This window comes from Marinimicrobium koreense (assembly GCF_003762925.1).
GTDB classification, from domain to species: domain Bacteria; phylum Pseudomonadota; class Gammaproteobacteria; order Pseudomonadales; family Cellvibrionaceae; genus Marinimicrobium; species Marinimicrobium koreense.
The window spans coordinates 165,624-186,942 of the sequence record NZ_RJUK01000002.1 but is presented as its reverse complement, the minus strand read 5'-3'; the positions used below and the strand labels follow the sequence as shown (position 1 = coordinate 186,942).

Genomic DNA, 21,319 nt, shown 5'->3' with positions numbered 1-21,319 from the left:
TACCTGCTGAGTGTAACAGGCTTTATCAGCAGTCCGTGTATGGGGGTGAAACAATGTGATTCAAGTCACCCGCATTCTCAGGGTCGATTGATGACGATCCGACGTTTGGTTATACGCTCAAATACTTCTGTACCAGATGGTCGTCCAAAGAGGCAATCGCACCAGATGCCTGAGTGTGGCCTTTTTCCATGATAAAAAAGTCATCGGCCACCTTGCGGGCGAACGGCAGTTTCTGTTCAACCAGCAATACGGTAAGCCCCATTTCCCGGTTGAGTTTACCTATCACGTTGCCGATATCGCGCACGATATTGGGTTGAATGCCCTCGGTGGGCTCATCCAGCAGAAGAACTTTCGGGTCCAGCACCAGGGCCCGTCCGATGGCCAGTTGCTGTTGCTGGCCGCCGGACAGGTCGCCCCCCCGGCGGTGGCGCATATCGAGAAGTACCGGGAACAGCTCGTAGATGTGATCGGGGACTTTCGTCTGGCCGTCGCCCCGTGCGCCGAGAGAGATTTTGAGATTTTCTTCGACGGTCAACTGTGGAAATATCTCCCGGCCCTGGGGTACGTAGCCGATGCCGGCCCGGGCGCGGGCTTCGGTGGAGAGTTTACTGATGTCTTTGCCGTTGAGCCGGATACTTCCTTCGGCAATGGGCAGCAAACCGGTGATGCATTTGAGCAGTGTGGTTTTGCCCACGCCGTTGCGCCCGAGCAGGCAGCCGCAGGTGCCTTCACGGACTTCCAGGGACAGGTCCCAGAGGATGTGGCTTTGGCCGTAATATTGGTTGACGGTTTCGATGGTTAGCACGGGGGTCTCCGTAGTTACAGTCCAGGTCGTTGGTTGTTTTAGGGGGTATTTACGGCGGATGCGCTGCGCTTATCCGCCCTACGCTACTACGCCACCTGTTGAGTCTTTGGCTCCGAACCGTCGAGCCGATCCCACCAAGAAACATTTGAGGTGTGCGTAGAGCGGATCGGTCCGACGGTTCGGAGCCGAAGGCGCATCCGCCGTTACCCACACTATTCGCCCAAATACACTTCAATGACTTTCGGGTTGTTCTGCACCTGATCCATGGTGCCTTCGGCCAATACCGAGCCCTGATGCAACACCGTGACCTGGCGGGCGATCGAGCGCACAAAGGCCATATCGTGCTCCACCACAATCACCGAGTGATCGCCGGCGAGGGAAGTAAGTAGTTCGGCGGTGCGCTCGGTCTCCTCGCCGGTCATCCCGGCAACGGGTTCGTCCACCAGCAACACCCGGGGGCTCTGCATCAGCAGCATGCCGATTTCCAGCCATTGTTTTTGACCGTGGGAAAGCAGACCGGCGGGGCGCTGAACCTCCGACAATAAACCGATCTGGCGAACCACTGAGTCAATCCGGTCCGTCTGCTCCGCCGAGAGTGATTGGGTCAAGGTGAACCAGACTCGTTTGTCGGCGGCGGTGGCGAGCTCCAGGTTTTCGTATACCGTCAACGCTTCGAAAATGGTCGGCTTCTGAAATTTCCGGCCGATACCACCCCGGGCAATCTGATGTTCGGACAGGTTCAACAGGTCAATCTGTTGTCCAAAATACACGCTGCCCTCATCGGGCCGGGTTTTGCCGGTAATCACATCCATCATCGTCGTTTTTCCGGCGCCGTTGGGGCCGATGATGCAACGCAGCTCGCCATCGTCTACATACAGGTTCAGATTGTTCAGCGCCTTGAAGCCGTCAAAACTGACCGTCACGCCTTCAACGTACAGAATCGGGCCGTGACTGGTATCCAGGGGTTTACCAAAATTCGGATCCCGTTTGGGTAGCGCCCTCTGACTGAATTGATGGGCTTGCTTGATCAGGTTCATGGTGCCTCCTTGGGTTCGGTTGTTTGGTCGGCTCCGGTCTGGGGATCGGTCTTGTTGCCTTTGCGCTTGAGGCGATCAAACAGACCCACCAGGCCCTTGGGCAGAATCAAGGTGACAATCACAAACAGGGCGCCGAGCACAAACAGCCAGCTCTCCGGTGACCAGGTGGTAAACAGGGTTTTGGCGTAGTTCACGGAGAAGGCACCAACAATGGCCCCGTAAAGCGTCCCGCGACCGCCGGTCGCAACCCAGACCACCAGCTCGATGGAGTTCAGGGGTGAGAATTCACCGGGATTGATGATGCCCACCTGGGGCACGTACAGGGCGCCCGCGATGCCGGCGAGCATGGCGGAAAACACAAACAGCCAGAGTTTGTAGGCTTCCACTTTATACCCGCAAAAACGGGTTCGACTTTCGGCGTCGCGAATGGAAACAATCACCCGCCCCATGCGAGAGGTGACGATATAGCGGCAAGCCAGGTAGCCGAGAATGAGCATAATGGCCGAGGCGATAAACAGGCTGTTGCGGGTGCCTTTGTCAGTGATGGAAAATCCCAGGATGTCCTTGAAGTCGGTCAGGCCGTTGTTACCCCCAAAGCCCATCTCGTTGCGGAAGAACGCCAGCATCAGCGCGTAGGTGAGCGCCTGGGTGATGATCGCAAAGTAGACCCCGGTCACCCGTGAACGAAACGCGAGCCAGCCAAACACCAGGGCCAGCAGGCCGGGCACCACCAGTACCATCAGCGCGGCGAACCAGAACATATCGAAACCGAGCCAGTACCAGGGCAGGCTGTCCCAGTTCAGAAATACCATGAAGTCCGGCAGGTCGGGATTGCCGTACTGGCCCCGATCACCAATCTGACGCATCAGGTACATGCCCATGGCGTAGCCGCCCAGGGCGAAAAAGGCACCGTGCCCGAGGGACAGGATGCCGGCGTAACCCCAGATCAGGTCCACCGACAGGGCCAGTAGTGCAAAGCACAGAAACTTGCCGATCAGGGTGACCAGGTAAGTCGAAACATGGAAGGGCGAACTCTCCGGCACCAGCATATTGCAGACCGGAACGATCACCGCCATCAGGGCTACCAGCCCCAATACCAGCATGCCGCCCCGATCACTGAGTAGTAAACGTTGTGTCAACATAAGTGTCTCTCGAAACCTTTCAGCAGGGCAGGGGTTATTCCGCTGCCCGTCCTTTTTGAGGGAACAGGCCTTTGGGGCGTTTCTGAATGAACAGAATCAGCATCACCAATACCAGCACTTTGGCCAGCACCGCGCCCGCCCAGGGCTCCATGAATTTGTTGAGTACGCCCAGCCCCATGGCGCCCACCAGGGTGCCCCAGAGGTTGCCTACACCACCGAACACCACCACCATGAATGAATCGATGATGTAGGCCTGGCCGAGGTTGGGGCCGACATTGGTCAGCTGCGACAGGGCGACACCGGCCACGCCCGCCACGCCCGAGCCGAGGCCGAAGGTCATGGCGTCGACCCAACTGGCGCGCACTCCCACCGCGCGCGCCATGGGGCGGTTCTGGGATACCGCTCGCACTTTGAGGCCCAGCGAGGTGCGTTTGAGAATGGCCATAAGCATGAAGAACACGATCAGGCCAAAGGCGAGAATGTACAGGCGGTTGTAGGTGAGCGAGAGCGCCGGGTTGATGACCATCGAGCCGCTCATCCAGTCAGGTAAGGTCACGCTACGGTTCAGCGGCGAAAAAATGGTGCGAGCCGCTTGTTGAAGAATCAGGCTGATACCGAAGGTAGCCAACAGGGTTTCCAGGGGGCGGCCGTACAGAAAGCGGATCACCCCTCGTTCAATGGCAATGCCCACCAGTCCGGCGACCAGGAAGGCCGCGGGGACGGCCATGGCCAGGCTCCAGGCAATCTGTCCCGGGAACAGCTGTTGAATCACCCAGGTGGTGTAGGCACCGATCATCATCAGCTCGCCATGGGCCATATTGATCACGCCCATTACCCCGAAAGTGATGGCCAGACCAATGGCGGCGAGTAACAGGACCGAGCCCAGGCTCAAGCCGAAGAAAATGCTTTCGACGAATTGGTAAAATTCGAGTTTGGTCTGGATAGAGGCCAGTGCTTCTCCGGCGGCTTCCTGCACGGCGGGCGCCGGGTCGTCATCGCGCAGACGGCGCAGTTCGTTGCGGGCTTCGCCCACCAGTGAGCCACGCAGCGATTGGATGGCGGACAGGCGAACTCGCTCGTTGTCGCTCTTGAGGTCGTAAAGAGAGAGGGCGGTTTCAATGGTTTCATTTACCAGGCGCGTCTCTTCGATATCGCTGCGAGCTTGCAATAGTTCGATGTTGTTTTCGTCGATGCCCTCTTTGATCATCCGTTGTACTGCTTCGTAGCGGGTCTGGGTATCTTCGGAATCGAGGTTCAGGCGCGCGAGTATGTTGCGAATCTGGGTGCGCATCCGCGTTGTGACGGGAATGCGTTTAGTATCGATCGCGGCGTCCAGGCTTGCTCCGGTGAGTGCGTTCTCCAGGCTGCCATCGGGCCGTTCAATCAGAATGCGGCTTTCGTCTTCGTCATCGCTGTACAGGTTCCCTTCCAGCAGGGCCGTCAGTACGATCGGAACTCTCGGGTGAGCGACTTGCGCCAGGGCGTCAATGGCGTCGTCCCGTTGCATCAGACTGGCCTGGGCGACCGCTCGAGTCTGTTCGGCCAGGGCGTTCTCCTCTTGAGCGAGCGCCGGCGTTGCAATGCACAGCAACAGTGGCAGTAAAAAATGCAGTAACCGTTGCCCAACGTGGGTCCTTGGTTGACCAGTGGTAATCATAACAGCGTGCTCTTATTGCCAGAATGGGTGCACCGCCCGGGCTGCGCCGGGCGGTGGTGCTTCTTGTGGCCTGTCGTTCTGGTTTATTCCGCGGCTGGCGCGGCGCCCAGGCACTGTTTGGTTTTGGTGTTGTAGTTGCCGCAGTTGACCGGGTCGGTCCAGTCGGCAATCAGGTCCTTGCTTCCTTCGAGGTAGTCGGACCAGGCATCACCGGGCACGAGGTCTTCGGTTTGCCATACGGTCAGGAACTGTCCGTTATCCTGAATCTCACCAATGTGAACCGGCTTTTCGATGTGATGGTTGGGCAGCATTTCACTGATGCCGCCGGTCAGGTTGGGTACCTTTACACCCACCATGGCATCGATCACAGCGTCGGTGTCGGTAGTACCCGCTTTCTCGACCGCTTTCACCCACATGTTGAAGCCGATGTAATGCGCCTCCATCGGGTCATTGGTGACGCGCTCTTCACTACCGATAAAGTCGTGCCATTTTTCAATGAACGCTTCGTTCTGATCGGTATCGACGCTCATGAAATAGTTCCACGCGGCCAGGTGGCCGACCAGAGGCTTGGTGTCGATACCGGACAGCTCCTCTTCGCCCACGGAGAAAGCGACCACCGGGATGTCTTCCGCCGATACCCCTTGGTTACCCAGTTCGCGATAGAACGGCACGTTGGCGTCCCCGTTGATGGTGGATACCACAGCCGTCGGTTTGCCCTGGCTGCCGAAGCGTTTGATGTCCGACACAATGTTCTGCCAATCGGAATGACCGAACGGGGTGTAGTTGATCATGATGTCTTCGTCGGAAACGCCATTGGCTTTCAGGTAGGCTTCCAGAATCTTGTTGGTGGTCCGGGGGTACACATAGTCGGTGCCGGCCAGTACCCAGCGTTTGATGCCTACTTCATTCATCAGGTAGTTCACGGCGGGAATTGCCTGTTGGTTGGGCGCCGCGCCAGTGTAGAACACATTGCGCGAAGACTCTTCACCCTCGTACTGCACCGGGTAGAAAAGAATACCGTTAAGCTCTTCAATCACCGGAAGAACCGATTTACGGGAAACCGATGTCCAGCAGCCGAAAATGGCATCGACTTCTTCCTGGGTGATCAGCTCGCGGGTTTTCTCCGCAAACAGTGGCCAGTCGGAGGCTGGGTCGACAACCACCGCCTCCAGCTGCTTGCCAAGCAGGCCGCCCTTCTTGTTCTGCTCTTCGATAAGCATCAGCATGGTGTCTTTCAGAGTGGTTTCCGAAATGGCCATGGTGCCGGACAGGGAGTGCAGAACCCCCACCTTGATGGTGTCTTCCTCCTGGGCGTGGGTCGTGAGACCCGTCAGGGCCATACTGCAGGCGACCGCCAGGGTGCCAATGGGTTTGAGTAGTTGAGCTAGCTTCATGAGTCATTCTCCATTGATGTCGGTTTTACGGTGTATTGCTGGGTAAACATCCTGTTGTGGGTACAGTGGCGTACGTTCTCCTGAAATCGGGTTGTCGGTCAGGGGTTGGATGTCTTCGGTAACTGGTGCCCCTGACGGGCTTCGTGCAACATGTGCAGCGTGATCTTTCTGACTTCGGCCTGACTTTCCTCAATATGCGTTTTCAGCAGGCGTTGGGCTTCGTCCGAGCGGCGCTTGATGATGGTGCGCAGAATCTTTGCGTGTTCCTGATAGGTCGCCTCAATCCGTGGCCGCTGGGTGAAATCAATGCGCCGGATGATGCGCAGCCGTTCGGTAATGTTTTGATGGACCCGGGCCATCTCTTCGTTGCCGCAAGCCTCCACCAGATGAACGTGAAAGCGTTCATCCATCAGGCTCACCGTGGGCCCGTCGTCCAGTCGGTCGCTGACCGGCACCAGCCAGAATTCCTTGAGTGCGTCCAGGTCCGGGGTTCCCTCCATTTCGCAGAGCTTTCTCACTGCGGCCTGTTCAAGCACGATCCGTAACTCGTACAGCTGATCGAACTTTTCAAAATCGAACGGCTTGACCTGCCAGCCCGCGCGAAACATCACATCGACAAAACCCTCTCTCTGCAGAAGCGTCAGGGCTTCACGCACGGGGGTTCGACTGGCGGACATGCGTTGGGCGATTTCGCTTTCGGTAAAGCGGTCTCCGGGCAGCAGCACGAAATCAAAAATTTCCTGCTTGAGGGCGCTGTAGACCCGCTCGGTCAAACTTGGGCGATCCGATTTTTGATTCACTGCTGTCCGCCTTGAATATGATCATGTATGCAAGATGGTATTCAGCAGGAACTGTGCCAAACTCGAAATCTGGTGGTGAAATCCGGTAAGTGACTGAGAAAACAACAGGTTTTATGGAGAGTAAAAAAAGGAGCGCTCTAAGGCGCTCCCGGGTGTGCACTTAAATGATGCGTGCAATACGTCATTTGCCTCATGTTCGCCCCGAGGCTGACGGTGATCAGTCTTCGAGCACCATCAGAATGTCGCCCGCATTGACCGGCTTTCCGGGGGCACAGTGCACGGCACTGACGGTGGCTTTGCGGTCGGCATAGATGGAAAACTCCATTTTCATGGCCTCCACAATCAGCAACGGCTGATCCGGCTCCACCGATTGCCCCGGCTCCACCAGGAGCTTCCAGATATTGCCGCTGATGTCGGCGGTCACGGCATGACCGTCCACATCGTTGGGGTCAATGGCGGGGCCGGCCTGCAGAGCGGCTTCCACCTGTTTTTCTTCATCGGCCTGCCAGAGCGCGACCTCTTCTGTAAACGCAGCCTGCTGTTTTTGCTGAAACGCGGCGATGCTCTCAGCGTTCTCTTCCAGAAAACGTTCATGCTCGGCAATATCGAACCAGGTCTCCTCTATGTCGATGCTCAGGCGACCTTCGCGAAACGCTTCGCGCTGCTCGGTGAGTTCGGCTTCGGTGACCGGGTAGTAGCGCACCTGATCAAAAAAACGCAGTAACCAGGGCTCACCATTGATAAATACCGGGCTTTTCAGAAACTTGTTCCAGATAGGTAGCGTCCGACCCACGAGCTGATAGCCACCGGGCGAGTCCATACCGTAGATACACATGTAGACACCGCCGATACCGACCGTACCTTCGGCGGTGTAAGTGCGCGCGGGGTTGTACTTGGACGTCAGCAGTCGGTGACGGGGATCAATGGGTACGGCGCAGGGCGCGCTCAGGTAAACGTCTCCCAGCCCCAGTACCAGGTAGCTGGCATTGAACAGAACCTCGCGCACCTGATCGATGGATTCCAGTCCGTTGATCCGGCGCATGAACTCGGTGTTGCTGGGCAGCCAGGGCGCGGTATCACGCACCGATTGCCGATATTTGGCTACCGCTTCGAGCGTTGCCGAATCCTCGAACGCCATCGGCAGGTTAATGATGCGACTGGGCACGCGCATCTGGTCCACGAGCGGCAGCTGTTCTTCGATCGCCAGCAGTTGTGTCACCAGCTCACGCTGATGCAGAACCCGGCTGTCGTAATTTACCTGTAACGAGCGAACGCCGGGGGAAAGTTCAATAATGCCCTTAATGGGTTTTTCCTTGAGGGCTTCCATCATGGCGTGTACCCGCAACCGGAAACGCAGGTCCATGACCAGCGGGCCGTATTCCATCAGAATGTATTTATCACCTGCCTGACGGTAAACCACTTCGGGGCGCCCTTGGGCGGCCGGTAGGGCGGCAAGAATGCAGGGAGAGAGCGAGTGGTCCGGTACAGGAATAGTGAAATCACCCACCGGTTCAGGCTCGGACAGATCGGTGATCGCTTTATCCTGAGCCTTTTCCATGGCCAGCGCTTCATCAAAACTCAGCTGTTTGAAGCGCAGTTTATCGCCGGGCTTCACCTGGCCGACTTTCCACAGCTCCGCTTTGGCAATGGTTACCGGGCAGACAAACCCGCCCAGGCTTGGGCCGTCTTTGGTCAGAATGACCGGCATATCGCCGGTAAAGTTGATGGAGCCGACGGCGTATTCCGTGTCGTGAATGTTGGACGGGTGCAAGCCCGCTTCTCCGCCGTCACTGCGGGTCCAGCTCGGCTTGGGGCCATTGAGCCGGATGCCCAGGCGGTTGGAGTTGTAGTGCACTTCCCAGGCGGTGTTGAAGAACATCTCAATGGACTCTTCCTTGAAAAAGTCCGGGGCACCGTGGGGGCCATAAAGCACGCCGATGTGCCATTCGCGCGGACCCTCGTCGGATTCCTGGGCGTACTCTGGAATCAGTGCGGTGGGGCAGGGTTGGGGTGAATGGGTGGGCGCTGCCGTGGTGCAAGCGGGCAGCGCCGGGTCGCTCACCCGTAACATGTCCGTTGCGCGCAGAACGCGCCCGGCGTGGCCGCCAAACTGACCCAGTGCGAAGGTCGAGCGACTGCCCAGATATTCGGGCACATCAAAGCCGTTGCGCACCGCGAGGTAAGTCCTGCAGCCGTTGACGGCTTTGCCGACTTCCAATACCTGGCCGGCTTTTACTCTGACCGGCTGCCAGAACTCTATGGCTTCGCCGTCGAGCGTCGCCGGTGTGCGGCCACCGGTCAGGGCGATGACGGTATCGGTATGAAAGCGCAGGGTGGGGCCGACAATCGTAAACTCCAATCCGGCGCTGTGCTCGTGGTTGCCCACAATGCGATTGGCCAGACGGAAGGCGTAGTCGTCCATGGGTCCGGAAGGGGGCACGCCGATGCCCCAGTAGCCGACCCGGCCGGGGTAATCCTGAATGCTGGTGTAGGTGCCTGGCTGCATGACCTCCACTACCGGCGGCTGGTACTCGAAACTGGCCAGTTTGTTGGTGGCCACATCGCCGGAGGCAAAGAAGTCCGACGCCACGATCTGGCGCAGATAATCAAGGTTGGTGGCGATGCCGGCCATGCGGGTTTCGTCCAGTGCTGCCGCCATGTTGGCGATGGCCTCGGCCCGGTCGTTACCGGTGACGATGATCTTGGCGATCATCGGGTCATAGTGGGGCGACACATCGGTGCCGGTGGATACCCAGGTGTCGATACGGGCGGTCTCGGGAAAGTGAACGTCGGTGAGGGTGCCGGGGGAGGGCTGAAAATCCCGTACTGCATCTTCGGCGTAGACGCGCACTTCAATGGCCGCGCCTTTGGGGTCGATTGCCTGGTTCAGGTCGGGGGCATCACCCGCGGCGGTGCGGATCATCCATTCGACCAGATCCACTCCGGTACAGGCTTCGGTGATCGGGTGTTCCACCTGCAGGCGGGTGTTCACTTCGAGGAAGTAGAAATCGTCCCGCACCGGATCGTAGATGTATTCCACGGTGCCGGCCGAGCGGTAATTCACCGCCTTGCCCAGACTCACCGAAGCGGCCATCAGTTTTTCCCGGGTGGCGGCGGGCAGACTCGGCGCGGGGGTTTCTTCCACCACCTTCTGGTTGCGACGCTGCAGTGAGCAGTCCCGCTCTCCAAGTGCGAGCACACTGCCTTTTCCGTCACCAAAAATCTGCACTTCCACATGACGGGCGTTGTCGACAAAGCGTTCCAGGAAAACGCCGCTGTCACTGAAGAAATTCTGGCCCTGGCGTTTCACACTGTCGAACGCCTCAATGAGTGCGGCCTCATTATCACAGCGGGTCAGGCCGATACCACCGCCACCGGCGGTGCTTTTGAGCATTATCGGATAACCGATGCGTTCGGCGGCGCTTTTCGCTTCGTCCAGGGAGTTGAGCAGGCCTGTGCCGGGAGTTAGTGGCACGCCGGCTTTTTCGGCAATTTCCCGGGAGGTGTGTTTCAGACCGAATTCGCGAATCTGCTGGGGCGTGGGACCACAGAAGGCAATGCCGGCGGCTTCGCACTGTTCGCAGAAGTCCGCGTTCTCTGACAGAAAGCCGTAGCCCGGAATGATGGCCTGGGCACCGGTTTCTTTGGCGGCCGCCAGAATCTTGTCCACTTTGAGATAACTGTCGGCGGCACTCTCACCGCCCAGGGCGATGGCGACATCGGCCGCATCCACATGGGCACTGTTGCGGTCGGCATCAGAGTAGACGGCGACGGATTTGATGCCCATGGTATTCAGAGTGCGGGCGATGCGAACCGCGATTTCCCCGCGGTTGGCGATCAGGACGGTGTGAAACATGTGTGTTCTCCGTGTATCAGCGTATGGGTTCGGGGCGGATAGGGCGTTGCTCGGATGGCGCGTTCAATGTGGCTTCAACTTCGGGACTCAATGAACGCGCGCCAGCCGCCCAGTTCGGTAATGTCCCGGGCGCCTTTCACAGCGGCGCCTTCGCAGATGAATCCCTTGACCTCGCGTCCGTCGTCGAGCGTCAGGGTTCCGATACCCAGAGGCGCGGGTACCAGCGCCACAAAACTGCCGAACTGGTCGACCGGGATATCCCACAACTCAACAATGATGCTTGCGCCCTCATCGGCCCGGATCAGACCCGGTTTGGGCGGGGTGGTGTCCGGTAGTGCGTACAGTCGATAGGTGGGTGCGGTATGGGTGCGTGCTACCAACCGGGCGTGACGCTCGGTGAGCTGATGATTCAGCGGCATACCGCTCAGGTGCGCGCCGACGACGGCCAGGCGGACGTGATCCCGGGGGGCTTTTGAAGGTGCGTTGGGAGCGGGTAATTGCAGGTCGGTTGCGCCCCGCTTCCAGGGCGCAATGGCTTCCCAGTGACGACCAAAATCCGTGAGGGCCCGGTCCTGCCAGGCGGGGGCAATCAGGGTGATCCCAAAGGGTAAGCCGTCGGCGCGAATACCGGCGGGCAGGGCCAGGGCGCTGCAGTCGGCCAGGTTCACAAAATTGGTCCAGGTGCCGAGCTGACTGTTCACGCCGACCGGGTCGGCCTCGACCTGAGCGATGGTGGGCAGGCGCGGTGCCGTGGGCACCAGTAGTGCATCGACCTCGGCCATGGCGGTCTGGATGGCACGCGCGAGATCGGCCCGGGCGTACTCCGCCCGATAGGCATCCGTGGCGGAAAAGTTCTGTGCCTGTTCAATGATGCCGCGCACCACCGGGTTCATCTCCTCGGCGTGCTCTGCCATGAATTCTGCGATGGCCGCATGGCGCTCGGCGACCCAGGGGCCGCCATAGAGCAGTTGCGCCAGCGTTTGCATGGGGGTGAAATCTATGGGCACCAGTTCCACACCGTCAGCTTGCAGCTTTTCAAGGCTGGCTTCCCAGGCGCGCTGGGCCTCGGAATCGCCAAACCAGTCGTGTCGCTCGGGAACTCCAAAGCAGGGTTGGCTTGACCAGTAGCGGGCTGAGTGCGGTGGCTGACGGGAGTAACCATCGGCGGGGTCGAAACCTTCCAGTACCGAGGCCACCGTATCGGCATCATCCACCGTCAACGCAAACACCGACACGCAGTCGAGGCTTTTACAGGCGGGCACCACGCCCTGAATACTGAACCGGCCCTTGGTGGGTTTCAGTCCGACAATGTTGTTGAACCCGGCGGGCACGCGCCCGGAGCCGGCGGTGTCGGTGCCCAGGCTGAAAGGCACCAGTCCGCGCGCGACGGCCACGGCCGAGCCCGAGCTGGAACCGCCGGACACATAGTCGGGGTTGAAACTGTTGGGTACGACGCCGTAGGGCGACCGGGTGCCCACCAGTCCGGTGGCAAACTGGTCCAGGTTGGTTTTGGCCAGAACAATGGCGCCCGCCGCTTTGAGCCGGGCCACGGTGGTGGCGTCCTGTTTGGCGGTGTAGGAATACGAAGGGCAGGCTGCCGTGGTGGGTAATCCCGCCACATCGATGTTGTCTTTGACCACAAAGGGTATGCCGAACAGGGGCTGTTCGCTGGGGGAGGTCAGGGTCGCGATCTGAGCATCCAGCTCGGCTTGCGAGACAATATGAATCCAGACGGGGTCATCGGCCGACAGCGTATCGCGCAGCTCGCCAAGGGTGGTTTTGGGGTCCAGTTGCGCTTTGCCATAGGCGTACTGCCATTCGCTCAACGTCCAGCCGGTGGGTACCGTCATCGGGGGTCCTCATCGTTAATCGCCAATCTTGTATGCAAGATGGTATTCAGCAGAAACTGTGCCAGCGTTTGACCGGCGTTTAGCCCGGCCCCTAAATCGCTTTAGAATCAGTGGCTTAATGACGGTTGGGTGCTGCCGGAGCCGAGGGTGATGCTGTGGAGGAAGGGCTTCGGGTGCGCTCTGTTTGGGCAGCGCCGCCGGTGGTTGGGCGATGCTGGTGCATTGTCCGACGCTTGAGCCACGAACCGTTTGGTTTGTGCCGCGCCAGACACATGGGGTACATTGCGGAAGAATCGGGCCAAGGGTACAGAGGACCTGCTATGGCAATGAATTGGGAGCAACTGTTGTGTGCCGAGCGGCTCGGGCAGCGCCCGGCCAAAAGCGAAGAAGGGCGTTCACCCTTTTATTCGGATCACGACAAAATCGTTTTCTCCGGGGCGTTTCGGCGGCTCGCCCGCAAAACCCAGGTGCACCCGCTGGCGGCCAATGACCATGTGCACAATCGCCTGACGCACAGTCTGGAGGTGGCTTGTGTCGGGCGCACGCTGGGCATGCGTGTGGGCAATGCCCTGCAGGCCCGGGGTGAATTGCCGGAGCCCCTGCTCCCCACCGACATCGGCGATATCGTCCAGTCGAGCTGCCTTGCCCACGATATCGGTAACCCGCCGTTCGGCCACACCGGCGAAGAGGCCATTCGAAACTGGTTTCAAAAAGAAGGGCGCGTTTACCTGGAGGGGCTGACCGAAGCCGAGCGCGACGACGTGCGTCTGTTTGAAGGTAACGCCCAGAGCCTGCGGGTGCTGACCACGCTGGAGTACTACCAATACGAAGAAGGCATGCGCCTCACCTACGCGACTCTGGGCGCTTCCATCAAATACCCCTGGACGGCGACGCCCAGTGTCCAGAACCAACGCCCCAAAAATAACAAGTACGGAATCTTCCAGACTGAACTGGACTACTTTCACGAAATCGCTCAGCGCACCGGTCTGTTGCCGATCGGCGAGCACTGGTATTGCCGGCACCCCTTGGTGTACCTGATGGAGGCGGCGGACGATTTCTGTTACGGCATTCTGGACCTGGAGGACGGCCTGGAAATGGGCATTCTCAGTTGGCCGGAAATCTATGACATTCTGCGCCGGGTGATTCCTCCAGTGCAGATTCCCGAACTGGAACGCAATCTCAATAAGGTGGATGACGGACGTAAGCCGGCGATCCTGCGCGGCAAGGTGATTGAAGCCCTGATTGATTCCGGCACCGACGCCTTCATGGAGCATCGTGCAGATTTTCTGGCCGGAACCGTGAAGGGTGATCTGATTTCGCTGTGCGATGACAACGTCCGCACCGCCGTGCAGGCCGCCAAGGATCTGGCCAAACAGCGCATTTTCAACCACGCCAAACGGGTCGAGTTGGAAATCGGTGCCTACAACACCATCGGCACCCTGTTGAGCACCCTGTGCGGGGCCGTTGATGCCCTGCTGGGTGATCCGGATCAGGTCACCTACAAAGACAATCGGGTGCTGGCGCTGATGGGCGACAACAACTTTCACCCCTCGGTGTTCGCCCGGGAAGGGCGTTATAAATACCAGGCCCTGATGGCCGTGATCGACTACATCAGTGGCATGACCGACAACTATGCCACCAACCTGGCCAAGCAATTCAATGGCATGGGCGAGGTCCGCTACTGAATGCAGCGCCTGAAGGAGCATCGCGACTGGCTGTTGATTCCCGTACTGATTGCCAGCCCGCTGTTTTTTATCGGCGGGCCGGACTGGCTCTCCGCGCCAGTCATCCGGGAAGCCTGGGAACAGGGGCACTGGGTGTTCTTCGCCTGCCTGATGTTCTGGTGGCAGGGGCGCTGGCCGCTGCGGGCGCCCCATCAATGGCTGGCATTGACCTTGGTGGTCGTGGTGCTGAGCGCCCTGATTGAGGGCCTGCAGACTCTGGTGGATCGGCAGGCGAGTTGGCTGGATATTCTCCTGAACGTGGTCGGTACCTGGATTGGGCTGTTCTGGGGCCAGCCGGCGACCCGCTGGGTCTGGTCCGGTCGGGTTATCGCCACGGTGTTGGTGCTCTGGCAACTGCAGTCGGTACTGGTGCTGGGCATGGCCGAGTACCGGCAATATCGCCAGTTTCCGGTGCTCAGTGATTTTGAATCCCGCTGGGATGTGCCTTTCTGGGAGGGCAACGTACAACGCGTCCGCCAACCCGTGGCCCAGGGGGAGTACAGCCTGGCGGTGCGACTGATCAGTACCGATAAGAATCCCTACGCGGGCACACATCTGAGCCGACTGGTGGATGATTGGCGTGGTTATCAGGCACTAAGTCTGTCCATTTTCAACCCCGGCGATGACTCACTGCGCATGACGCTACGGATCAACGACGCCACCCACGACCGCAATGAGGGACTGTTTTCGGATCGGTACAACGGCCGGCTGGAGGTCGCTTCCGGCTGGAACCACTACCGCATTCCGCTGGAGGACATTGCCACGGCGCCAGAAACGCGCAGGATGAATCTGGCGCGGATGATCCGTCTGCTAATCTTTACCTCAGGGGTGACCGAACCCCGCTGGATCTATCTCGATAACCTGCGCCTGGAGCCCACGGAGTAGCGTCTCAATGACCCTGGATCAAACGCTGATTCTCTCAATCCTGGCCGCCAGTGTTGGCCTGTTCCTGTGGGGACGCTGGCGGCACGACATGGTGGCTCTGGCGGCGTTGCTGGCCTGTGTGTTCACCGGGTTGATTCCGGGGCAGGACGCGTTTGCCGGCTTTGGCCACGGTGCGGTGATTACGGTCGCCTGTGTTCTGGTTCTGAGCCGTGGATTGCAGTCCACCGGTGCCATTGATGTGCTTGCCCAAAAGCTTCTGCCCAAAAATGCGGGCCTGGCCATTGGCGCCGCCATGCTGACAGCCCTGGGCGCGTTTCTGTCGGCCTTCATGAATAATGTCGGGGCGCTCGCGCTATTGATGCCGGTAGCGATTCAACTGGCTCGCAAGCAGGAGGTTCCCCCTGGCGTGGTACTGATGCCGCTGGCGTTCGGCACCATACTGGGGGGTATGACCACCCTGATCGGGACACCCCCCAACCTGATTGTGTCCGGCTTCCGTGCTGACCTGACGGGGGAGCCGTTCCGCATGTTCGACTACAGCCCAGTGGGTGCCCTGGTCGCCCTGACCGGGGTGGTGTTTATCACTGTCATTGGCTGGCGGCTGGTGCCCCGGCGCGAGCCGGCGGGAGCCGAGAGTTTTGACACCGGCCATTATCTTACTGAAGTGCGGGTGACCGAAAAGAACAAGGTGGTCGGTAAACCGCTGCGCGAGGCCGAAGATCTGCTCGACAAAGATGAAGCACAGATCGTCGGGCTGGTACGCAATGACCTGAGAGTCCAGGCGCCCAATCCGGCCCGCGTGCTGCGGGCCGGGGATATCCTGGTGCTCGAGGCGGAGCCGGAGGCGCTGTCGGCGGTGCTCTCCAGCTTGGGCCTGGCGCTGGAAGAGGACGTCGAGACCGAGTCAGACGATGAGGCGGAGCAAGCCTCAGCGCCGACGTCCGAGGATGAGGAGAGTGAGAAAGAGTCCGGGGACGACAGTGGCAGTGCCCTCCAGGAGTGGGCCGCATTGCCCGGTTCAACGTTGCTCGGGCGCAGTGCCAGCGACATCCGGCTGCGGACCCGCTTTGGCATCAATCTGTTGGCCGTTTCCCGTCAGGGTAAGCGCTCGGTCAAGCGTCTGCGCTCCATTCGGGTCAGGGCCGGGGACGTGTTGTTGCTGCAGGGCTCAAGCGATGCGATCAGTGCCTTTGGCAAGGAGTTTGGCTGTATCCCTTTGGCCGAGCGTTCCATTGGTGTTCCCGATAAAGGCAAGGCCGCCCTGGGGGTGAGCATCATGGGGCTGGCCATTCTGGCCGCGGCCATTGGCTGGGTGCCCGCGGCGGTGGCGTTTGCCGCCGGGGTGCTTGGCTTTATGGTCAGCGGTGTGCTGCCGATGCGCTCGATGTACGAAGCCATCGACTGGCCGGTGATCGTGTTGCTGGCCGCCATGATTCCGGTTGCCGGGGTCATGGCCTCGACTGGCGCGGCGGATTTGCTGGCACAACTGCTACTGGAAAATGTCGCCGGGGGCAACGCCATCGTAGCGGTGGTGCTGTTGATGGTCATCACCATGACCCTGTCCGATTTCATGAATAATGCGGCCACGGCGGCCGTCATGTGCCAGATCGCGATCAGCAGTGCCGCCGTACTCAGCGTCAACCCCGATACCCTGCTGATGGCAGTGGCAATCGGTGCCTCCTGCTCCTTTCTGACCCCCATCGGCCACCAGAACAACACCCTGATTCTCGGGCCGGGTGGTTTCCGCTTCGGGGATTATTGGCGGCTGGGCCTCCCCATGGAAATCATTGTGGTACTGGTGGGCACGCCGCTGCTGCTCTGGGTATGGCCCCTGTAGGCACTGTGTCTCCCGTGGCAGTCAATCCGCTGCCGGGGTGGCGTTCGCGGTCCAAAATGGCCATACTGGTCTCCTGTTTCGCAGTAACGCAAGGTTTATGGCATTTCCGCACGGGCGTGACGCTCAACCCCCGGCCGGCAACGGCCTCATTCATCGCCGCTTCCACCGCCGAGGTCCGTTGCAAGGCTCCCTTGGGGAGCGCCCCCCCGAACCGTCCTTTCTGGATATCCGCCGCCGGTTTGCCTTTCGGTCCATAGGCATTGGCCGTTGGGTCACGGACGCTGAGAAACAGCGCGCCGCCGGGCTGTTTTACGACGCGCTGTCTGATTTGATGGCTATACTCAAAGGGCCGGAAGCGCTGATTTCGCTGCGTGGCACCCTGGCGTTGCAGTACGGGCAGGGCGGTCAGAGGGGCGTGGCGGCCCACTATGAGCCCGCGACCCACACCTTTGCCCTGGCCAAGAACGCCGGGCCGGGCAGCATTGCCCACGAATGGTTTCACGCCTTTGATCACTATATCTGCGACAAGGCGTTTGCGCCGGTTCCGGGTGCGAGCTTCGGGTCCAAGGCCTGGCTGGCGAATGCCGCCGGGCTCAGTCATCCGTTGAACGACCGGTTGCGTAACTGTTATCACACTGTGCTATTGAATGAAGCCGGCACCGCTCCCAGCGAGCTGTTCGAGCGCTCTGCCGAGCAGGACAAGCGAATGGGAACGGTGTATTACGCGCTGCCCGAAGAGCTTTGTGCCCGGGCGTTTGAGGCTTACGTGCAGGACGCACCGATCAAAAACAGCTTCCTGGTCATGGGCACCCGGCAGACCGATGAGGCCCGGTTGGGGCTTTACCCTCAAGGCCAGCAACGTGCGCGGGTAAACGCGGCGTTTCAGGACTATTTCACCCATCTTGGGCAGGCGCTCTACCGGTCTGCCGAGGCATAACATCACGCGCTGACCCAGCGCCAAAGGAGACGGAAACGTGAACAACAAATCGCTGAATGAACTGAAAGAACGCTATGTGGCGGCCGGCGCGGCCAGCCCCAATCCGAACTTTGCCGACCATGCACTGAATGCGGAACTGTGGGATGCCGATGGCAAACGCTTTATCGACTTCGCGGGCGGTATCGGTGTACTCAACATCGGCCACCGTCACCCGGCCGTGGTGGATGCGGTCAAAGGCCAGTTGGACAAGCTGATGCACACCTGTCAGACCGTGATGCCATATGAAGGCTACGTGAACGTTGCGCAGAAGCTGAGTGAGCACACCCCGGTACGGGGCCACGCCAAAGTGATGCTGGCCAACTCCGGCGCCGAAGCGCTGGAAAACGCCGTCAAAATCGCCCGGGCCGCCACCGGCCGCACCAACGTGATCTGCTTTGACGGTGGCTACCACGGCCGCACCTTCATGACCATGGCGATGAACGGCAAGGTCAACCCCTATCAGGGCGACTTCGGTCCCATGCCGGGCATGGTATTCCGCGCACCTTTCCCGGTGCCGTACCACGGCATGAGCGAAGAGCAGGCGCTGCGCGGCCTGGAAATGACTCTGAAAACCGATTCCAGTCCCGAACAGACGGCGGCGATCTTTATCGAGCCGGTGCTTGGTGAGGGCGGTTTTTACGCGGCACCACCGAGTTTCCTTAAAGCCGTGCGCAAGATCTGTGATGAGCACGGCATCCTGTTGGTGGTGGACGAAGTGCAGAGCGGTTTTGGTCGCACCGGCAAACTGTTTGCCATCGAACACAGCGGCGTGGAGCCGGACATGATGACCATGGCCAAGAGCATGGCCGATGGCATGCCCATTTCCGCTGTGGTCGGTACGGACACTATCATGGACAGCTCTGGTCCCAACTCCCTCGGCGGCACCTACACCGGTAACCCCCTGGCCTGCGCCGCGGTAATGGCGGTATTCGATGTCTTTGAAAAGGAAGACATTCTGGGTAAAAGTCAGCGGTTGGGCGACACTCTTGCCGCCCGTTTCGCACAGTGGGAGCAGAAGTTCCCGAATGTGGACAACGGCCGCAACCTGGGCGCCATGGCCGCTTTCGAACTGGTGGACAGCAAAGAGAGCCGCAAGCCCCGCCCGGACCTGGCGGCGGAGCTGCTGAAGAAGACCAAGGAGAAGGGCCTGATTCTGCTCAGCTGCGGTATGCACGGCAATGCCATCCGCTTCCTGATGCCGGTCACCATTGAAGATGAGGTGCTGGAAGAAGGTCTGGCTATTGTGGAATCGGCACTGGCGGAGCTCTCCGCCTAAAGACCAGGGTTTTCCCCGAACCCCCGCTCCCGGAGTGCTATGCTTAGTGCACTTGCATAGACCCGGGAGCGACTATGTCTGATCTGATCCTCGCCATTGACCAGGGCACCACCAGCAGCCGTGCCATTGTGTTCGCCCCGGATGGGCGCATGGTGGCCAAGGCCCAGCAGGAATTTTCCCAGCACTTCCCCGACGACGGTTGGGTGGAGCACAATCCGGAAGAAATCTGGAAGGTCACCACTCAGGTCTGCCGCGACGCGCTCGACCAACTCTCCGACGACCAGCGCGTGCTGGGCATTGGCATCACCAATCAGCGGGAAACCACCGTGGTGTGGGATAAAACCACGGGTACGCCGACCTATCCCGCCATTGTCTGGCAGGACCGGCGTACCGCGGGTCACTGCCGTCAGCTAGCCAGCGACGGTCTGGAAGACGATACCCGAGCGCGCACCGGCCTGTTACTCGATCCCTATTTCTCCGCCACCAAAATCGCCTGGATTCTGGATAACGTGGAAGATGCCCGCGCCAAAGCCGAGCGCGGCGACCTGTTGTTCGGCACCATGGATACCTGGCTGATCTGGAAGTTTACCGGCGGCAAAGTCCACGCTACCGATGCCACCAACGCCTCCCGTACCCTGCTCTACAACATCAACGACCAGTGTTGGGACCCGGTGCTGTTGGAGCGGTTCGGCATTCCCGAGGCCATGTTGCCCGAGGTGCTCGATTGCGCCGCCGACTTCGGAACCGCGCTGGAGGGGCTCGATGGGGTGGAGTTACCCATTGCCGGGGTGGCGGGCGACCAACAGGCGGCGGTGGTCGGCCAGGCCTGCTTCGAGCCGGGGATGATCAAGAGCACCTACGGTACCGGCTGTTTTGCCCTGATGAACATTGGTGAGACCCCGCGCCTGTCCCAACATCGGCTGCTGACCACCATCGCCTACCGGTTTGACGGCAAGCCCGTATACGCGCTGGAAGGCGCGATTTTTGTTGCCGGTGCGGCGGTGCAGTGGCTGCGGGACAAGCTGGGCATTATCAAAAGCGCGGAGGAAACCGAAGCCCTGGCGGAGAGCCTGAGTTCCAACCGGGGTGTGTATCTGGTGCCGGCTTTCACCGGACTGGGGGCGCCGCACTGGGAGCCGGACGCCCGCGCGTTGATCTGCGGCCTGACCCGCGACAGTGGCCGCGCCGAGCTGGCGCGCGCGGCACTGGAAGCGGTGTGTTATCAGACCTGGGATCTGTTCAAAGCCATGGAAGAGGATGCCGGTGAGCGGCCCGAAACCCTGCGGGTGGACGGTGGCATGGTAGCCAATAATTGGCTGCTACAGGCCCTGGCCGACATTGTGCACGTTCCGGTGGAACGTCCGGACATCATTGAAACCACGGCGCTTGGGGCCGCACGTCTGGCCGGGTTACAGCTCGGTCTGTTCGGGGATCTGAACGACCTGGCTCAGCACTGGAGCCTGGACCGACGCTGCGAACCCCAATTGGGCGATCAGGAGCGCGATGTGATGCTCAAAGGCTGGCAGGCAGCCATCGAGCGTGCGCGGAACGGGTGAGTCGGCTCAGGACGTGCGAAGTGCCGCCACCTGCTTGCGGGTGTCCATCGGAAGGCGAGCGATAGTCGCCCGCAACCACAGAAAACTTGGGAACTGGAAGTAGCCCAGCAGGTACTGACCGGACTGCTTCAGCCCCTTCTGTGCCTGAATCAGTCGCTCTTGCTGCTCTTTGGCTTCGCCTTTGTTGCGCAGCCGGATGATTTTTACCGCCTGGGCCACAAAACGGTTTTTCTGCTGACGGGCCCATTCACTGCGCACCACCAGCTCGTCCGCTTCATTGATCAGGTCCAGGTGCAGCTTGAGTTTGCCGGTCATTTTGTCCAGCGGCTTGAGGTCATCGGTTTCCAGGTAGCGTTGCACGCTGGCAATCGCATTACACACATTCCGGGAGTCCCGGCTTCGGTAGAGGCTGGCGGTTACCACCACGCCCAGAAAGGCGCCGATCAAAAACGCAAAGAGTGTTCCCATGGTCGATACCCTCGGTGGTCAAATACATCACGGTCATTGGCCTAGAAGTGTGCACC

At 59.9% G+C, this 21,319-nt stretch carries 15 protein-coding genes; 6 read left to right on the top strand and 9 right to left on the bottom strand.

All coding sequences use genetic code 11. The annotated features are described in order from the left end of the window. Positions 1-109: 109 nt before the first annotated feature. The 8 genes from urtE to atzF form a co-directional block, all read right to left on the bottom strand. Positions 110-805 carry an urea ABC transporter ATP-binding subunit UrtE gene (gene urtE, locus EDC38_RS13360; RefSeq protein ID WP_123639078.1) on the bottom strand — a complete coding sequence of 232 codons (696 nt, stop codon included), beginning with the start codon at positions 803-805 and terminating at the stop codon, positions 110-112. 212 nt (positions 806-1,017) lie between these two features. Further along, entirely contained in the window at positions 1,018-1,842 is an 825-nt protein-coding gene (gene urtD / locus EDC38_RS13355; RefSeq protein WP_024462333.1) for an urea ABC transporter ATP-binding protein UrtD, read from the bottom strand. Beyond that, entirely contained in the window at positions 1,839-2,984 is a 1,146-nt protein-coding gene (gene urtC, locus EDC38_RS13350) for an urea ABC transporter permease subunit UrtC (protein WP_123639077.1), read from the bottom strand. Before urtC ends, urtD begins: the two co-directional genes overlap by 4 nt. Positions 2,985-3,018: 34 nt before the next feature. Then, a complete protein-coding gene (gene urtB, locus EDC38_RS13345; protein WP_123639076.1) occupies positions 3,019-4,641 on the bottom strand; it encodes an urea ABC transporter permease subunit UrtB in 1,623 nt (540 codons plus the stop codon). Between the two features lie 83 nt (positions 4,642-4,724). Then, on the bottom strand, positions 4,725-5,981 hold the full coding sequence (urtA, locus tag EDC38_RS13340) for an urea ABC transporter substrate-binding protein (RefSeq protein ID WP_425462033.1): 1,257 nt from the start codon (positions 5,979-5,981) through the stop codon (positions 4,725-4,727). Between the two features lie 152 nt (positions 5,982-6,133). Beyond that, positions 6,134-6,835 (bottom strand): GntR family transcriptional regulator, encoded by a 702-nt coding sequence (locus EDC38_RS13335; RefSeq protein ID WP_123639074.1) that lies wholly within the window; start codon positions 6,833-6,835, stop codon positions 6,134-6,136. Positions 6,836-7,052: 217 nt separating this feature from the next. Next, positions 7,053-10,691 (bottom strand): urea carboxylase, encoded by a 3,639-nt coding sequence (uca, locus tag EDC38_RS13330; RefSeq protein ID WP_123639073.1) that lies wholly within the window; start codon positions 10,689-10,691, stop codon positions 7,053-7,055. A 74-nt stretch (positions 10,692-10,765) separates the two neighbouring features. Further along, positions 10,766-12,541 (bottom strand): allophanate hydrolase, encoded by a 1,776-nt coding sequence (gene atzF, locus EDC38_RS13325; RefSeq protein ID WP_123639072.1) that lies wholly within the window; start codon positions 12,539-12,541, stop codon positions 10,766-10,768. 320 nt (positions 12,542-12,861) lie between these two features. On the opposite strand from atzF, the gene EDC38_RS13320 reads away from it, so the two are divergent. The 6 genes from EDC38_RS13320 (at position 12,862) to glpK (ending at position 20,795) form a co-directional block, all read left to right on the top strand. Beyond that, positions 12,862-14,226 carry a deoxyguanosinetriphosphate triphosphohydrolase gene (locus EDC38_RS13320; protein WP_211331134.1) on the top strand — a complete coding sequence of 455 codons (1,365 nt, stop codon included), beginning with the start codon at positions 12,862-12,864 and terminating at the stop codon, positions 14,224-14,226. After that, positions 14,227-15,150, top strand: a complete 924-nt coding sequence (locus EDC38_RS13315) for a succinyl-CoA synthetase subunit beta (RefSeq protein WP_123639071.1) — start codon at positions 14,227-14,229, stop codon at positions 15,148-15,150. It begins immediately after the preceding gene. Positions 15,151-15,157: 7 nt separating this feature from the next. Further along, positions 15,158-16,987 carry an SLC13 family permease gene (locus tag EDC38_RS13310; RefSeq protein WP_123639070.1) on the top strand — a complete coding sequence of 610 codons (1,830 nt, stop codon included), beginning with the start codon at positions 15,158-15,160 and terminating at the stop codon, positions 16,985-16,987. Between the two features lie 97 nt (positions 16,988-17,084). Continuing rightward, positions 17,085-17,924: a CLCA_X family protein gene (locus EDC38_RS13305; RefSeq protein ID WP_170162930.1), complete on the top strand. Its 840-nt coding sequence runs from the start codon at positions 17,085-17,087 to the stop codon at positions 17,922-17,924. Between the two features lie 37 nt (positions 17,925-17,961). Further along, positions 17,962-19,239 (top strand): 4-aminobutyrate--2-oxoglutarate transaminase, encoded by a 1,278-nt coding sequence (gene gabT / locus EDC38_RS13300; protein WP_123639069.1) that lies wholly within the window; start codon positions 17,962-17,964, stop codon positions 19,237-19,239. Between the two features lie 74 nt (positions 19,240-19,313). Then, a complete protein-coding gene (gene glpK, locus EDC38_RS13295; protein WP_123639068.1) occupies positions 19,314-20,795 on the top strand; it encodes a glycerol kinase GlpK in 1,482 nt (493 codons plus the stop codon). A gap of 6 nt (positions 20,796-20,801) precedes the next feature. Here glpK and EDC38_RS13290 read toward each other — a convergent pair whose 3' ends face one another. Next, complete coding sequence (locus EDC38_RS13290; RefSeq protein WP_123639067.1) at positions 20,802-21,263, bottom strand: hypothetical protein; 462 nt, start codon at positions 21,261-21,263, stop codon at positions 20,802-20,804. Between the last annotated feature and the right edge of the window lie 56 nt (positions 21,264-21,319).

Coding starts and splice junctions, on each gene's coding strand:
- urtD (WP_024462333.1), bottom strand. CDS start 1,842: ATGAACCTGATCAAGCAAGCCCATCAATTCAGTCAGAGGGCGCTACCC.
- urtC (WP_123639077.1), bottom strand. CDS start 2,984: ATGTTGACACAACGTTTACTACTCAGTGATCGGGGCGGCATGCTGGTA.
- urtB (WP_123639076.1), bottom strand. CDS start 4,641: ATGATTACCACTGGTCAACCAAGGACCCACGTTGGGCAACGGTTACTG.
- urtA (WP_425462033.1), bottom strand. CDS start 5,981: ATGGCCCTGACGGGTCTCACGACCCACGCCCAGGAGGAAGACACCATC.
- uca (WP_123639073.1), bottom strand. CDS start 10,691: ATGTTTCACACCGTCCTGATCGCCAACCGCGGGGAAATCGCGGTTCGC.
- atzF (WP_123639072.1), bottom strand. CDS start 12,541: ATGACGGTACCCACCGGCTGGACGTTGAGCGAATGGCAGTACGCCTAT.
- EDC38_RS13320 (WP_211331134.1), top strand. CDS start 12,862: ATGGCAATGAATTGGGAGCAACTGTTGTGTGCCGAGCGGCTCGGGCAG.
- EDC38_RS13315 (WP_123639071.1), top strand. CDS start 14,227: ATGCAGCGCCTGAAGGAGCATCGCGACTGGCTGTTGATTCCCGTACTG.
- EDC38_RS13310 (WP_123639070.1), top strand. CDS start 15,158: ATGACCCTGGATCAAACGCTGATTCTCTCAATCCTGGCCGCCAGTGTT.
- EDC38_RS13305 (WP_170162930.1), top strand. CDS start 17,085: ATGGCATTTCCGCACGGGCGTGACGCTCAACCCCCGGCCGGCAACGGC.
- glpK (WP_123639068.1), top strand. CDS start 19,314: ATGTCTGATCTGATCCTCGCCATTGACCAGGGCACCACCAGCAGCCGT.
- EDC38_RS13290 (WP_123639067.1), bottom strand. CDS start 21,263: ATGGGAACACTCTTTGCGTTTTTGATCGGCGCCTTTCTGGGCGTGGTG.